This is a genomic window from Citricoccus sp. NR2 (genome assembly GCF_027594385.1).
In the GTDB taxonomy this organism is placed as follows: domain Bacteria; phylum Actinomycetota; class Actinomycetes; order Actinomycetales; family Micrococcaceae; genus CmP2.
This window is the reverse complement of record NZ_CP115154.1, coordinates 2,643,475-2,659,547: the sequence shown is the minus strand read 5'-3', so window position 1 is coordinate 2,659,547 and position 16,073 is coordinate 2,643,475. Positions and strand designations below refer to the sequence as shown.

Sequence of the window (16,073 nt, the reverse complement as noted above, 5' to 3'; positions counted from 1 at the left end):
TACACTGGATGCTTGGTTCAATCGATCCAGCGCGCCCCGATGCCCTTTCATCTGATCGGTGTTGTGTGGCGTGCGGACTCGGGCAACAACGAAGACTGATACGGAAAGGAGTCCCGACGATGCCATCGACACGATCGACGTCCACGTCGACGACTGCCAACCCGTGGATCCTCTCCGTTAATGACCTGGTCCAGAGTCCCGGGAACATGCGCTCGGTGGAGGGCACTTGGCCCGCACCGGACGCGTTGTCTGTTCCTTTGTTCGGCATTCAGCAGGGCGCTGATGTTGACGTTGAATTGCGACTGGAATCGGTGCATGAGGGAATCCTTGTGTCCGGCCAGGTCACCGCTGACGCCAACGGAGAGTGCTCCCGTTGCCTGGATCCCTTGCATGAGACCCTCGTGGTTCCCGTGCAGGAGCTGTTCCTCTACGAGCCTGAGGGCGATGAAGAGGACCAGCCACTGGTTCAGCGCGACACCGTAGATGTCGAGCCTGTGGTCCGCGACTCCGTGGTGCCCTCGCTCCCGTTCCAGCCGGTGTGCCGGGACGACTGCCAAGGGCTGTGCGGACAATGCGGCATCCGTTTGGATGAAGCTCCTGAGGGGCATCATCACGAGCAGGTGGATCCGCGTTGGGCGGCATTGGCTGCGTTTGCGTCCGAGCAGGATACCGACGACACTGGACTGGAAGAAAAGACCTTCGATCACGAGACAGAAGAGAGATAATCGTGGCTGTTCCAAAGCGGAAGATGTCCCGTTCCAACACGCGTTCGCGCCGTTCGCAGTGGAAGGCTTCGGCCCCCACCCTGATCAAGTCGGTTGAGAACGGTCGCGTCAGCTACCGTCTGCCGCACCAGGCTCAGTTGGTGACCGACTCGGCCGGTACCCCGCTGTTCTACGAGTACAAGGGCCGCAAAGTCGCTGACGCCTGAGGCACACCTTGACTCGTAAACGTGCATCGAATTTCGATGCCGAGCGGACAACTCAAGAAGTGACGAAGCATCTCGGAGTCCATATTGGCGCCGAGATGCTTTGTCTTGCTTTAACCCACCGCTCCTATTCGTTCGAGCATGGAGGCATCCCCACCAACGAACGACTCGAATTCTTAGGCGATTCCGTCCTGGGTGTACTGGTCACTGACCACTTGTATCGCACGTTCCCCGACGGAGCCGAAAGCTCACTGGCCAAACTACGCGCCTCAGTCGTTTCGACTTTCGCCTTGGCCACAGCGGCCCGACGCATCGGCATCGGTCAACATATCCGCCTCGGTCAGGGAGAGATCCGTACCAACGGTGCGGACAAAGACTCCATCTTGGCTGACACCCTCGAAGCGTTGATCGGCGCTGCCTATATCGAGGGCGGATTCGCACGCGCCGAGCAGATCGTCGCACAGCACATCATCCCGCTCCTAGACGACGACGATGTCATGGGAGCTGGCAAAGACTGGAAAACACTGGTCCGCATGGTAGCGGAGAACAACGGTCTAGGCGATCCGGTCTATCAGATCGATTCCACTGGACCGGACCACGCGCGTTCATTCACCGCGACTCTCGTTGTCCAAGGCATTTCCTACGCGACAGCCCAAGGTGGTTCCAAGAAGGAAGCAGAGCGGGAAGCCGCTCGCGCCAGTTGGCCCGCCATCAAGGAACTCGATCATGCCGGAGTTGCCTGAAGTCGAAGTAGTGCGAAGGGGACTGCAGAGCTGGGCCGTCGGTCGACGGATCACTGACCTCGAGATTCTCGATGCTCGAACCTTAAGACGCCACGGGCAGGGCCCACAGGATTTCATCGAGCAAGTTACCGGGGCATGTATAGACTCCGCCCAGCGTCGTGGAAAGTACCTTTGGCTACCGATGAAGACTGGCTCTGGTGAGGGAACGGCCATGGTCGTTCACCTCGGTATGAGCGGGCAGATGCTCGTGTCTCGTAGCGATATTCCGGATCAGCGGCACTTGCGGTGCCGATTCGTTTTGGATGACGGTGCCGATGAACTGCGATTCGTTGATCAACGAATTTTCGGCGGACTCTATGTGGACCGTCTCATTGCTGTGGATGATGCACCCGGCGAGACTATTCCTTCCACCATCGTGCATATCGGGCGTGATCCTTTGGACCGACTCTTTAGCCTTGATGAGGTATTTGCACATGCCCAGCGTCGCCGCACTGAGATCAAGCGGATCCTGCTGGACCAGTCGGTCGCGGCAGGAATCGGCAATATTTACGCGGATGAGGCCCTGTGGCGGGCCGGTCTGCACTTCGCGACGCCGGTCAACTCCATGAGTCATGACGAAGTTTCCGCCATCTATGCAGCGGCTCATGAAGTCATGACTGAGGCATTAGACCAGGGAGGAACCAGCTTCGACTCCCTCTATGTGAACGTCAACGGTGAATCCGGATACTTCGCCCGTAGCTTGAACGTCTATGGCCGTGCGGGAGAGAATTGCCGGCGGTGCAATAGCACCATCGTTCGCAGTGCCTTTATGAACCGCTCGAGCCATTACTGCCCGGTGTGCCAGCCGATTCCTTGACCAAGGAATCTCGTGGTGACGCTCGGGTTTCTGACAGAGTGCGTTCGTACTGTGTGCGTATACTTTTTCCGTCGGGATAATTGGCGTGCGAGCATGCCTGGACGACGCTCCGTATTCGTTGAAGGGACCTGAGTTTGTCACGTGCATCGCACTCCGCGCCACGTCGGTTCCGCCGCCTCCGGCGGATTCGACCTCCGCGGAAAAGCGTTTGGTTGACGCTACTCTCGTCTGTGCTGGCTCTAGTGCTTGTCGGAGTCGGAGCCGTTTCCCTGTACGCCAACCGCCTCACCACCGAGTTCAATGAAGGACGCCAGACCGTGGAGTCAGGAATTATTCCCGACCACGAGCCGCTGGAAGATGGCGTTCTGAACATCTTGCTTCTAGGATCCGACTCGCGCGGTGATGCCGAAAACTCAGATGAAGGTGGTGGCGAGCGCTCGGACACCATGATGTTGGTGCATATCCCGGAAGACCGCGAATCTGCCTACGTCATGTCGATCATGCGCGACCTCTGGGTAAATATCCCGGGATACGGCGAAACGAAGGTCAACGCCGCTCTCGACTACGGAGGGTACCCCTTAGTGATCGATACCGTGGAAGAACTCGTCGGCGCCGACATTGACCACCTTGCTATCGTCGATTTCGACGGCTTCAGAGAACTGACGACGGCGCTGGGTGGTGTCGAAGTCGAGAACTCGATCCCCTTCTCTTCCGGTCAGTCCAATCCTGCCTTCTACCCAGAAGGGACCATTCGGCTTGAGGGCACAGACGCACTGCGTTTCGTACGCGAGCGTAAGGCATTCCTCGACGGTGACTACCAGCGTGTCAAAAACCAGCAGCTGTTCCTCACGGCGATCATTAGGCAGCTGTTGAACGCAGATACCCTTACTGATCCGCAGAAGGTCAATGATGTCGTGAGCATGTTCACCCCGTTTATCACGGTGGACGAAAGCCTCGATGCCTCGACCATCGTGGACTATGGCATCTCACTGCGGGACCTCCGCGCCAACAACATCGAAATGTTCACTATCCCTAACGCCGGCCCGGGAACAACGTCCGGCGGCGCCTCGGTGATCTGGCAGGACGAGAATGTCATGCCTCGACTGCAAGAAGCGTTCCGCAACGACGATCTGGGAGCCTTCCTCGAAGCCGAGGGGTTGTTGGAAGATGATGAGGCAGAGGGAGCGGAAGCGGTACCGTCGGCAGAGGCCTCCGACGACGCATCCGCTCCGTCTTCTGAACCCTCGGTTGGCGGGGCACCTGAGTCTAGCGGTGAGGATAGCTGAGCCGGTGCATATTCAGCTCATCACCCACTCTTACCTGCCGGAGAACACTCCGCCACGTCGTCGCTGGGAAACTTTCGTCGCCCAGCTGCGTGCGGCAGGTCATGATGTTGACGTCGTAGCCCCGGTAGGGGATCCGCGGTGGCTGACGGACGATACCCCCAGCAACGCCGCCAGGCTTCAGTGGGGCCCAGCGGGGGAGAGGATCATTCGTGTTCCGAGCCTTGCCGGCCTGACGGGTAGTCGTGATGGTCGCTTTCTCGCTTCGGTGGTCCAATCATTGGCCACGATTCCGGTCGCGCTGGGCGCGAAGCGTCCAGATGTTCTCGTGGTCACCCTTCCTGCCTTGCCACTCGTGGTCCCCGCATGGGTCCTGTCAAAAATGCGTGGCAGTGCTTTGGTCGTGGAAATGCGCGATGCCTGGCCGGATTTGGTCTTCGATTCCGGGGTCAAAGCAGGCGCTTTGTCTACATTGCTGGCCCATCTGGTGACCGGAATCCAGGAGCAAGCCGACACCGTGGTCACAGTCACTCGAGGATTCGGTGAGCGACTGCGTGAGCGCGGCATCGACCCCGTCGTGCATATTGGCAATGGTCTACGCCAGACTCATGAATGGCCCGATACGATTCAGCATGTGCGCAACGAAGGCGACTTGAACGTTCTCTACCTGGGTAATCACGGCGAATCGCAAGGGCTGGAGACTCTCGTCGAAGCCGCTGCAATGGCCCGCCAGATTGAACCGGGAATTCGGGTCAGATTCGTCGGCGATGGCACACAAGTCCAACGACTCCAAGAAATCAATGAGTCATTCGGCAACCCGGTTGAAATGCTTCCTAGTGTCGCAGCATCTGGCGTGGGCGAACACTACGCATGGGCAGACACGTGCGTGGTTGCCTTGCGCCCGGATTGGGAGAGCTTTGGTTGGACCATCCCATCCAAGACGTATGAGCTGATTTCCACCGGTAAGCATCTAACGGGGATCGTGACCGGTGAAGCAGCCGAAATTCTCAAAGACTATGGCAACGCCGAGGTAGTCGTCGCGAACGCTAAGGACATTTCCGCAGCCTGGGTTCGCATGGCACGGGACACGACGTCGACTCCGTGGTCCCCGTCTGGCGCTCAATGGGTTGAGCAATATGCTTCGCTTCCCGTGCTCGGCAAGCACATGGTCGATGTCATTGATGAGACGCAGAATCGGGGATTGAAGACCATGTCGGATGACGCATCCCGAGGCTCGGAAATACGGACCAATGCACAGTTGGTGGCTACCACGATCACCGACCATCTCACGGACGACCCGATGCTATTGGCGCTGCAGGTATCCCGTCGCCTTCCCCAGAAGGTACGTGGGCCACTCAGTTCCCTGGGCACTAAAGTCCGAGGAGGGAAGCTCAATCTGATTCGCGGTCTCTCATTGGCTGCATCAGGACGGTCAAACGAGTTGCGAGACATGGCGCTGGATGCGGTAGACAATCGTGCTTCCGGCCGAAGCTTAGCGAGGTGGGCCGATATTCTGATCAATGACGGTCAGCCTGACACCGCACAGTGGATTCTTGACCGTGTGCGCCCTGGCACTGCGGGTCTCGCACCGGCTCGGGCGCGACTGGCTTGGTACCGCGGAAACATGTCAGAAGCCGTAAGAATATTGGGCGCGGAGGCATCGAGCGATCAGCTCGACCGACTGGCGTCGGAATTGCGAAGCTACCAGGGGGCACGTCCTAGTCTGCTTCAGGTCGAAGACTACAGCCCGTTGTCTGGGCACGTTCTCCATGTCTTGACCAACTCTCTGCCGCAGACCGGTTCTGGCTATGCGCAGCGGTCCCACTCGATACTTCGTTCTTTGAAGGACCGAGGGTGGTCAGTTTCGGCTGTGACGAGACTTGGATGGCCCGTCCAAACAGGGTCGGTGGTTGCCCCTCACCACAGCGTGGTCGACGGCATAACCTATCTCCGCCTGTTGCCTCGTCGGCTGAAACCCGGCTTTGACGCTCGGATTCAGCAACAGGCCGAGATGCTTCTTGAGCTGGTCCAGTCGGTTCGGCCGTCATTGCTCCACACCACGACGCACTGGACGAACGCAGTGATCGTTCAGGCCGTCGCCCAGGCTGTCGGCATTCCATGGGTCTACGAGGTTCGCGGACAACTCGCAGATACTTGGGCGTCATCGCGCGGCAAAGAAGCGCTTGAATCCGAACGCTACCGGCTTTTTGTGGAACGTGAGGATGAGGTTTCTCGTCAAGCAGACGCCGTCGTGACGCTCGGCACCGGTATGAAGTCTCGATTGATCGAAGCGGGGGTAGACGAGAACCGGATTGAGATGTGCCCGAATGCCATCGGCGGTGCTTTCCTGGAAGAGCCTGGATCACGCCATGACGCCCGCGTGTCACTCGGTCTCGAACCTTCGCTGGAATACGTCGGTACCGTCAGCTCCATTGTCGGGTACGAAGGTCTCGACACTGTGGTGGAAGCGGTCGCACTACTCGCAAGGTCGCGGCCACAACTACGTTTCCTGCTCGTGGGGGACGGCGCCGAGTTGCCTCGGCTCAAGGAAAGGGCTGCTGAGCTTGGCGTTCTGGACCGGATGATTACTCCGGGGCGCGTTGATCGGTCCCAAGCGCACCTTTACCACCAGGCCCTCGACATGTTCGTAGTGCCTCGTCGGGACACCAGCGTGACTCGTGCAGTAACGCCCATGAAACCCTTGGAAGCATCGGCTTCAGCGCGTCCGGTCTTGGCGTCGAATCTGCCGGCACTTGCTGAACTTGTTCACGACGGTAAAACTGGCTGGCTGGTGACTCCTGAGCAGCCCGCTGAATGGGCGTCGGTGATCAACGAGCTACTAGAGAGTCCTGAGAGCGCCGCCGAATTGGGGGCCGCCGGGCGCGAATGGGTTCTCGCCGAGCGAACGTGGTCAGCCAATGCGGAAAAATACGACCGCATATATCAAGATATTGTGCGTGACCAGCGGTGAACCTGCGGGATATCGAGACCAAACTTGACTATCAACATCCCGTATCTGGGTCCACGGAACTTCTCGACAGGTGCCCTATACTTGGTCGATGGAAAGCAGGGGCGCGGGTATCGTCGCAAACCTCAATCTTCGGTCCTAAACAAGACCGGAACCCGAAAACGCAAGGAACGATTCTATGTCGAACATTGATAGCGTCGCGGTAATTGGCCTCGGCTACATCGGCCTGCCGACGGCAGCCATCCTCGCCGAGCACGGCACTCGCGTGTTCGGAGTCGACGTCAATCAGAAGACCGTCGACGCGATCAACGCTGGAACCGTTCCGTTCGTTGAGCCTGATCTGGGCGAGTTTGTTGAGCGGAACGTCAAGTCGGGACAGTTGACTGCTTCGACGGAGACCCCACAGGCTGATGCTTACATCGTCGCGGTACCGACCCCCTTCAACGACGACAAGTCCGCTGATCTCTCGTACATCGAGGCCGCTGGCCGCGCCATTGCTCCTCAGTTGCAGGGGGACGAGCTGGTTATCCTTGAATCGACTTCTCCTCCCGGGGCCACCGAACGCCTTGCAGAGGTCATCTACGAGGAGCGTGAGGACCTGCGTGAGGGTGGACACCTGATGTTCGCTCACTGCCCCGAACGTGTCCTGCCTGGCAAGGTCATGACTGAGCTGGTCTCCAATGACCGTATTGTGGGCGGGTCGACTCGGGAAGCCGCTGAGCGTGCGCGTGATCTATACGCTCGCTTCTGCAAGGCCGAACTCCTGCTCACCGATACCCGTACGGCTGAAATGTCGAAGTTGGTTGAGAATTCTTTCCGTGACGTGAACATTGCTTTCGCCAACGAACTGTCGATGATCTGCCAGGAACTGGATATCGACGTTTGGGAGCTTATTGAGCTGGCCAACCATCATCCTCGAGTGAACATTCTTCAGCCTGGTCCGGGCGTGGGCGGACACTGCATTGCAGTCGATCCATGGTTCATCGTGGCTGCTGCCCCCGACACTGCGACCATCATCCGTAACGCCCGCGAGATCAACGACGCTAAGCCGGAATGGGTGGTTCGCCAGGTCAAGGCGGAAGCTTACGACGTAGCCAAAGAGACCGGCCGTGCACCGGTTGTCGCAGCGCTGGGACTGGCCTTTAAGCCGAATATTGATGATCTGCGTGAATCGCCGGCCCTGAATATTGCCCTACGTCTGGCCGAAGAATTCCAAGACAGCCGAGTGCTGGCCGTTGAACCACACGTAGAGGAACTGCCTGCACGCCTCAGCGCTTCGCCGAACATTGAATTCCGGACAGCTGAAGAGGCTATCGCCGAGGCTGACATCATTGTGCTATTGGTTGATCACCAGGCCTTCGCCGGAATGAAGCACTTGGCTGAAGGCAAGCGTGTGATCGACACGCGCGGTCAGTGGCGTTGAGTCACCATCGCCCCTACGCTTAGCACGGAGACGTGCGCAAGGGTGCTTCGTCGGCCATGACTGTCGTAGTGGCAACCAATTTATCGCTGTTGGAAAGGGAAGCTAAGAATCGTGTCATCTGAACAGTCACCCGTTTCAACAGAGGTGTTGCTCGAGAAGCTACAGGCCGAAGTTCGGCGGCAGAAGAAACTGCAGAATGAACTCAAGCGTGCCTTGAGCGCGGAACGAGAGCTGCGGAACGAGAACGCCATCCTCACAGAGGTGCTTCGCAGTCGAGGTCCGATGCATTTGATGGCCGCAAGTTTCTTGCGCGCCAATGATCAGGACCGGAATGCAGCGTCTAACAAGAACACTGTGAAGCGGGCAAAGGCGGCCGTCAGGAAGGTCGGAAACAAAATTCCCGGTGTACGCAGCGGATACCGCGCTATGAAAGATATCGTTCGTCAGCAGGGCAAGAAGTAGGCAATACAGCGATGGTTCCCATGACGCAGAGTGAAGATCGGTAGCTACAGATGCCTTTACCATCGCGGAAGTCGTCGCGGAGCATCAACACGTTGACGACGCGACTGGCTGAGTTGAGTCGGAACCACCGTGCGCTAGATGAACGACTGGACATCTACTCGCGTGCACTCGAAATGAGCGACGGCGAATTTCGTTCGGCACTCGCTCAGGTCGGGCTCACGGATCGGTCGCAGGATGCCCTTCTGGAAGGCAACGTTGAATACTCTATGGCGAGCCTGCTGCAGCGTGCTGCTCAGGATCCTGGTTACTCGCGAGGCATTGCCAATCGGCCGTTGAAGGCACGCATCGGTATCATCAGCGATCTCTTTTTGTACAAGAGCTTCGAAGGGCTCGCGGACTTTGTTCCGATCACGCCGACCAACTATGACACCGTCGGTTCGATCGATGTTCTTCTCGTGGTTTCTACGTGGCGAGGAATCGATAATGAATCCTGGCGCGGCGTGGCCCAAGCAAACGGTGAGCTTCGGTTCCACCTGCTCGACACGATCATCCCGCATTTTCGCCAGGCTGACGTCCCGGTGGTCTTCTACTCAAAGGAAGATCCACCGAACTACAGCAAGTTTTTGCAGTTTGCCCAAGCCGCCGATGTGGTTTTCACCAGTGCCAAGGAATCGCTACCGAAGTATGAGCGGGACTGTCCGCAAGCGACTCATATTGAGGTACTTCCATTTGGTGTGAACCCGTTGCATCATTCTCCGATTGGTTCTCGACAGCGGACTCGCTCAACGGTGGTTCCGTTTGCAGGATCGTGGTTCACGAAAAAGTACCGTGAACGTTCTCGCTGGGGTCGTGAATTGTTGGACGCGGTGGCGGCTGCTGACGGTTACGAGTTGATGATTTTCGACCGTAATTCGGATTCTGGACTGGACCGCTATCGGTTCCCGGAGCGGTTGAATCAGCATATTTTGCCGGCGATCGACCACACTCAGCTATTGAATATTCAGCGGGTCTCCGACATTGCCATCAACCTCAACTCTGTCCATAGCTCAATGACGATGTACGCGAATCGGGCCATCGAGCTTCAGGCTCAGAGCACGTTTGTGCTGAGTAACTACAACGCTGGATTGAACTCACGGTATCCACACGTGCATCTGGTTAATTCCTATCGCGATGTGTTGGCGACGCTCGAGTCAATAAACGAAGACTGGCTGCGCAAGGCTCAGGCCGACGGAGTGCGGAGCGTATTCTCGAATGATCTCGCTTTGATGCGCGTACAGAGGATCCTCAAATCCGTCGGGCTTAGCGAAGATCGTTTGAGTCCCACCGTTGGATTGATTGTCTCCGGAGGCGACGACACTCTCGCAGAGGATTTGGGTCGTCAAACCTACGCAGAGATCTCGCGGTCGGTGGACGCCGAGGACGAAGCCGCAGTGGCAACACTGCGCGAGGAATCCGACATCGTGGTCAATGTGTCTTCGAAGTACCGCTACGCCACCACCCATATCGAAGATCTCGTCAATGCCTTCCGTTACACAGATGCACGTCAGGTGAGTAAGGTTTGTGTCAGCCACGAAGAGGCAAACACACTTGTCCATCGCTACACAGTTGCTCCAATCGACCGCGACCTCAGTGCAGAATATGTAGGCGAAACAGCGGACGACGCTGTCGTTCAGCCGGCGTACACAGTCGACAACATGGGAATGTGTCGGCGCACCGAAGGCTTCATCTCTCGTTACGACTCGGCACCGGATTCAGCGCGTCCGATCTTGTCGGTCGTGGTGCCGATTTACAACAACGGGCGACACCTTTATCACAAGTGCTTCTCCAGCCTCCGTCGGAGTTCCGTGTTTGAACAAATGGAGATCATCCTCGTTGATGATGGCTCCAACGATGCTGTGACGCTGGAAACGATCGAGCGCATACGCCACGAAGCACCGCATGTCGTCACCTACCACTTCCCTCAGGGCGGCTCTGGTAGCGCTTCGCGTCCACGGAACAAGGGACTGGAATTGGCGACTGCCGAGTTCGTCACGTACCTCGACCCGGACAATGAGGCGATCAATGATGGCTACGCCCGGTTGTTGAACACGATGTACACCAAAGACGTGGACTTTGCCCTGGGTAATATGACGCGTTGGCGCTCCGGTCACACCTTGACCAATTATGTGGGGATCATGACGAAACGGGTCGAAAGTGCCGACGGCGTGGTCACTACCGGGCCACGTTCATTGGCAGACCTGGGATTCACCCCGATGAGTATTCAGGCAACGGTATCGCGGACCTCGTGGCTGCGCAGTCTTGGCCTCGAGCAGCCCGTTGGCGCCGTTGGACAGGACTCCTTCTTCTTCCAGCAGATGTTCTACTACGCCCAGCGCGTGGGATTGCTCAATGACGCGATCCATACGTACTACGGCGAGGTCGAATCTTCGGTGGTGAACACGGTCGGTGTGAAGTTTTTCCAGAAGTATCTTCCGCTGGAATCAGCACGAGCCGCTTGGCTTACAGAAGTGGGGCTTTTAGAAGACTACAAACAGTCGCGTCTGGAACCATTCTTCACGGGCTGGTATCTGAAGAAGCTGGAGTCAGTAGCGCCCAATGACCGTGCCGAAGCAGAAGAGATCGTGACGCGGCTGGGTCGTATGTATGGCGAGCACGAGTGGACCAGCGAGGAAGCACTGGAATTTTGGGAACGGCACAATAAGTCGTCGAACGCCACCAATGTTGAGGCTGGTGAATCCTAATGAACGACGAGTCGCAGTGGTACGAAGCCTATCTGAAGGCGTTAGCAACGGAAGATCGGTCCGGTGCGAACCATTTCGAATCCGCGGAATTTGTTCTGGACTCACACGTTGAATTTGCTTCTATCCTCGATGCGCTTATTGTCATACGCTCGCATGTTGGGATCAAGGACCCTGCAACATTGCTGGAGCTGAGTCTGACTGCTCATGCTCGTGGTTTGGTGAACACCGCTGCACGGATTCTGCGTCGCGTCCGTGGTCTTCAACGGCTCATGGAAGATATCAGCGATGCGCAACGTGAGATCGTTGAGGAGCTTTCGGAACACCCCGTCACAGATATCCTGTCCACGCACGAATCGATCATCGTGACCGATGCTAAGGCGACGGGTCTTGTCGAGGCGTTGACGAAGAGTCTTGAAGCATTCGCTCCACGAGACCTGAAACTCGATTTAGCTTCGTCGCTGGGGTCTGCGGTCGGTCTCAGGGCTATGCTCAAGCGTCTTGATAAGCATGCCGATGAATTGCACAAGCTGGTGATTGTCGTCGACGCGGACCACCGTGATGAATTGGCATCAGGACGCCAACTGGGGCAGATACTGGGAGCACCCGTTTTGGCCCTGACCGCGGACGCTGCCTCGTTCGATACCGAGTCTCTCCAGGAGGATGGCCCCGTCGCCCTCCCCGACGGAGCGTGGGCTCCGCAGTTCTTGCTTAGTGTCGACGACGGCAGCCGTCAGACCAATGATCCACGATCTGCGGTGGAGCTTACTTGTGCATCATCGGTAGCCACCGTTCTGCCTGCGGACACGACCGGTGCAGCCGAGATCCTGATTGAACTTGGGTTCTTGTTGCGTGACGGGCTGAATTTCCAGCGTCGACCCATGCCGGAGCCCTCCAAGCTGGAGTACAACGCCTTGTCTTGGATCAAGAACGAAGGCCTCACTGGTCGCACCACAGACCTGAACCGTTTCGACACTTACGCGATCGCACTGGACTGGCTCTGGCGAATGCCGCAGGATCTTCGGACCAAGGTTTTGATAGCTACCATGGAGTCCTCCCTGTTAGCCGGGACAGACAGTGAACGTGCTTCGACGCTCATGCTTGCGACTCGGTCTTCGGCTGGCAATTTCTTGCGTGCGCATAGCGTCGCACAGAGTTTCAACGATCAAGACTACGCGTCAGTTCTCGACCAGCTCGCCGGGGGAGACTCGCCAGGTCTCGGAGCGGAGGAATACTTTCTTCGCGAGGCTACGGCGGCGCTGGAGCTCAGGAACCTGTTGGAAGAGTCCGTTCCCTCGGCGGCAAGATCGAAGGCAGAAGCCGAAGAGAAGATTGTTTGCATCCTTCATGGCTCGGCACCGTTACAGTCCGGGGGCTATGCCGTCCGTGCACACGGTATTCTCCAAGCGTTGCGTCAGCGGGACGTCAACATCGTTGCAGTGACACGCCCAGGTTTCGGCTGGGTCAGTGATGGTCCCAATGTCGATGTAGAAGACGGCGTCGAGTACCACCGGCTACCTGATGCAGGCTTCCCCCGTGAACTAGGCGAGGCGCAGCACATGCTCAGCTTCGTTGAGCCCTATGAACGGTTCCTGCAGGAGCAAGGCGCGACCAAGGTTCACGTGCGGTCGACCTATTTGATTGCTCTTCCAGCCATCATCGCCGCGCATAGGCTTGGACTCAAAGTGGTCTATGAGGTGTCAGGTCTGTGGGAACTCGTCTATGAGGATCGCGAAAAGCAACAGAGTCTGCTCAGGCGCAGCCCGTTCGCGACCTTTGGTGAAGTTCTAGCCGTGCGGCACGCAGATCAGGTGATCGTGATGAACGACGCTGTGCGAGAGCTATCTATTTCTCGTGGTGCCGATCCGGAACGGATGCGAGTCGCCCCGAACGCCGTCGACGTCACTCATTTCGCACCTTCGCCGAGCGTCGGTGATGCCCCTAACGAACTGACGGTTGGGTATGTTGGAAGCTTTGTGGACTATGAAGGTATCGACAAGATTGTTCATTCCGCAGCGGCGCTCAAGGCACGAGGCTTGACAACGCGGTTCCGACTGGTCGGCGATGGACAACGGCGCCCGGTGATCGAGCAGCTGGTGGAGAAACACGATGTCGGAGACATCGTTACTCTTACGGGTCGCGTTCCGCATGCTCAGGTAGTCGACGAGTATCGTCGTATGGACGTCCTGGTCTATCCGCGCAAGAAGACCGGTGCCACGAGCACAGTGACTCCGTTGAAGCCGTTTGAAGCCCTGGCTATGGAGAAAGCGATTGTTGTCTCGGATGTTTCGCCGCTGAAGGAGATCGCTGGTGATAATGAACGCGCTCTAGTCGTGCGGCATAACTCTAAGCATGACCTGACTGAGGCCATTCTGCGTCTGCTGGAAAACCCTGCTTTGCGTGAGCAATTGGGCCGGGCCGGCCGAGACTGGGTCTCTGAGCATCGAAACTGGTCGATCGTCGTCCAAGCGTTTCTGGACGCGTACGCAGAGCTCTAATCGTCTTTGTCAGCCCGTACAGCGTGGGCGCGGCAGGAATACGGACGCGCCCCTCGCTGTATGAATTAGTTCGCGACGCCCTGCTCTTCGAGCTCCGCTTCGAAATCGTCGATGTAGGTTCTCACGAAATCCGAGGCAAGATGGTGGTGGTCATAGTAGGCCACCATGCCCCCGACCAGCCCGTAGCAGCGGCCCTCCCGGCACAGTCCGGGATTCGGGTCGAACGTGGCGGCGACGGCGTCGGAAGACTCTGCAGCAGCGGTGAGGTTTGCACGACGTTCGCTGGTGTTCTCCACCGTCTCGGAACAGTCCTCATCCGCCGATTCTGGATTGGATTCGATGCACTGAGGAATGTCGATTTCAACATCACCGAAATGCGGTGTCTCCTTGAAGACGACGACGTCTTTTCCAGCGTCCTTCCACCGTTGCCACAAGTTGTCGAAGCCTTCGTCAGTCACGTCGGTTCCCGAATTGTTCGCAGCATCGTAGTACGTGCGGTTTACGCGGGAAGCCGCCGTAAAGACGACATCAATCGATTCGTCCGCTGCAATCTCTTCCGCGGAGTTAGCGACGAAGTCGGTACAAGCCTGAGCCTCTTCTGACGCGGCTGTGTCTGTTTCCTCGGGCCGATTCAAGTCCAGCGGTGTGCACCCACTCTTGGTATAGGTCTTGATCGTCCATTCGTGAGCCTTGCCGTAGTCATCCAACAGCGGCAACCACATCCTTGCATGTGAATCACCGATGATCGCAGCGGTACGGGTGCTCTCTTCCGCTGGTGCTCCCAACTCACAGTGGGTGGGGGGAACATCGCCTGGGGGAATATTGCATTCGGAAAGCGGGTCATCCGTGCTTTGCTCGACCACGTCGGCCGGCGGGACCAGAATGTGCGAGGTGAAAATCTCCTCATCGGAGCAGTCGTTCAGCATGGCGTTCGCTCCCGTGCATTCGCCGGTCGCCGAATATTCTTGGGCCTGCGTGCCCGGGATGACACGTGGCGTGACGATTGCAAATGCGCTGATCACGGCCATACCGACCGCCATCATGGCGAAGCTGCGTCTGCTGGGCTTCAGCGCCGGTGCAAAACGAATCGGATCCTCGACGAACTTCTGCGACAGTGCGGAGAGGAAAATGGCGATCAGAGCCAGGACGATCTTGTGGTACCAGAGGAAGGAATCCATGGTAGTCGAGGCCAGCACGATCAATGGCCAATGCCACAGATAGATCGCGTAGGACCAATCACCTAGACGCACGAACGCCGGACGGCTGGCCCACCAGTAGACCCCGACGCCGCGAGTCATCGTCCCATAACGAATAAACAGAGCCGTGCCAATCACCGGCACCAGGGCAACATATCCGGGGAACAGAGACGCTCCGGTAAGCCAGAAGGCGGAGAAAATGACCATGGCTAGTCCACCCCAGCCGAGTAGGTTGCTCAACACAGGGGATCGCTGAGGCGAAGGGGCCAGCAAGGCGAGCAGCCCGCCGACGCAGAATTCCCAGAATCGCGTGGGGGTCACGAAGTAGGCCTGAGAGGGGCTGTAGTTCGTGTAGATGATGGAGAATATCAGCGAAGCTGCACCCAGGATCGCCAAGGTAACGATCAACACGATCCGCAACGCTACGGCCGTCTCGGCAGAAGCCTTCTTCTTTTTGACCTTGGCCCAAATGAATACGGCGGTCAGGAGCAGAATCGGCAGAACGAGATAGAACTGTTCCTCGACGGAGAGCGACCAATAGTGCAGGACCATGGTCTGGTCGTTGTCTTGAGCCGAGTAATCAACGGCATCGATAGCAAGAACCCAGTTCAGCGCGTAAAACGTAGCGCCAAGAAGCTGCCTGAGATTCGGGTCCCATGTTGTCTGCGGCATGAACAGGAACAAGAGTCCCAAAGTAACCGCTAGCACCAGGAACGCGAGGGGCAACAATCGCCTCACACGCCGGGCCCAGAATTGACCCAAACGGATGGTGCCGGTCTTGAGCAGCTCTTTGAAGAGGTGCCCCACAATGAGGAAACCGGAGATGACGAAAAAGACGTCAACACCCACGAATCCGCCGGTCATCCTTGCTGGCCACAGGTGGTGAAGCAACACCAGCCCGACAGCTAGGGCCCGAAGACCCTGCAACTCGAGTCGGAAGGACGAGCCGGAGGCAACAGTAGGCTTGCTACTTGCTGA

Annotated in this window: 11 protein-coding genes; 10 read left to right on the top strand and 1 reads right to left on the bottom strand. The window is 57.7% G+C overall.

Translation table 11 applies throughout. The features are described 5' to 3' along the window. The first annotated feature begins 119 nt into the window (after window positions 1–119). From O1A05_RS12515 to O1A05_RS12470, 10 genes are all read left to right on the top strand, one after another. Window positions 120–725 (top strand): YceD family protein, encoded by a 606-nt coding sequence (locus tag O1A05_RS12515; RefSeq protein WP_270105535.1) that lies wholly within the window; start codon window positions 120–122, stop codon window positions 723–725. A 2-nt stretch (window positions 726–727) separates the two neighbouring features. Next, window positions 728–931, top strand: a complete 204-nt coding sequence (gene rpmF, locus O1A05_RS12510) for a 50S ribosomal protein L32 (RefSeq protein WP_270105534.1) — start codon at window positions 728–730, stop codon at window positions 929–931. Between the two features lie 59 nt (window positions 932–990). Then, complete coding sequence (gene rnc / locus O1A05_RS12505) at window positions 991–1,671, top strand: ribonuclease III (RefSeq protein ID WP_270105533.1); 681 nt, start codon at window positions 991–993, stop codon at window positions 1,669–1,671. After that, entirely contained in the window at window positions 1,655–2,527 is an 873-nt protein-coding gene (gene mutM, locus O1A05_RS12500) for a bifunctional DNA-formamidopyrimidine glycosylase/DNA-(apurinic or apyrimidinic site) lyase (protein WP_270105532.1), read from the top strand. The genes rnc and mutM overlap by 17 nt, the downstream gene beginning before the upstream one ends. A gap of 230 nt (window positions 2,528–2,757) precedes the next feature. Then, on the top strand, window positions 2,758–3,813 hold the full coding sequence (locus O1A05_RS12495) for an LCP family glycopolymer transferase (protein WP_270105531.1): 1,056 nt from the start codon (window positions 2,758–2,760) through the stop codon (window positions 3,811–3,813). Window positions 3,814–3,817: 4 nt separating this feature from the next. Beyond that, on the top strand, window positions 3,818–6,781 hold the full coding sequence (locus tag O1A05_RS12490; protein ID WP_270105530.1) for a glycosyltransferase family 4 protein: 2,964 nt from the start codon (window positions 3,818–3,820) through the stop codon (window positions 6,779–6,781). A 175-nt stretch (window positions 6,782–6,956) separates the two neighbouring features. Continuing rightward, complete coding sequence (gene wecC / locus O1A05_RS12485) at window positions 6,957–8,201, top strand: UDP-N-acetyl-D-mannosamine dehydrogenase (RefSeq protein ID WP_270105529.1); 1,245 nt, start codon at window positions 6,957–6,959, stop codon at window positions 8,199–8,201. Between the two features lie 111 nt (window positions 8,202–8,312). Then, a complete protein-coding gene (locus O1A05_RS12480; RefSeq protein ID WP_270105528.1) occupies window positions 8,313–8,663 on the top strand; it encodes a hypothetical protein in 351 nt (116 codons plus the stop codon). A 173-nt stretch (window positions 8,664–8,836) separates the two neighbouring features. Next, window positions 8,837–11,404 carry a glycosyltransferase gene (locus tag O1A05_RS12475; protein WP_270105527.1) on the top strand — a complete coding sequence of 856 codons (2,568 nt, stop codon included), beginning with the start codon at window positions 8,837–8,839 and terminating at the stop codon, window positions 11,402–11,404. Continuing rightward, window positions 11,404–13,899, top strand: coding sequence for a glycosyltransferase (locus O1A05_RS12470; RefSeq protein ID WP_270105526.1), 2,496 nt, complete (start codon window positions 11,404–11,406; stop codon window positions 13,897–13,899). The genes O1A05_RS12475 and O1A05_RS12470 overlap by 1 nt, the downstream gene beginning before the upstream one ends. Before the next feature lie 65 nt (window positions 13,900–13,964). Here O1A05_RS12470 and O1A05_RS12465 read toward each other — a convergent pair whose 3' ends face one another. Next, the gene (locus O1A05_RS12465; protein ID WP_270105525.1) at window positions 13,965–15,989 is read right to left on the bottom strand and encodes an acyltransferase family protein; all 2,025 of its coding nucleotides are present in this window, start codon (window positions 15,987–15,989) and stop codon (window positions 13,965–13,967) included. Window positions 15,990–16,073 lie beyond the last annotated feature (84 nt).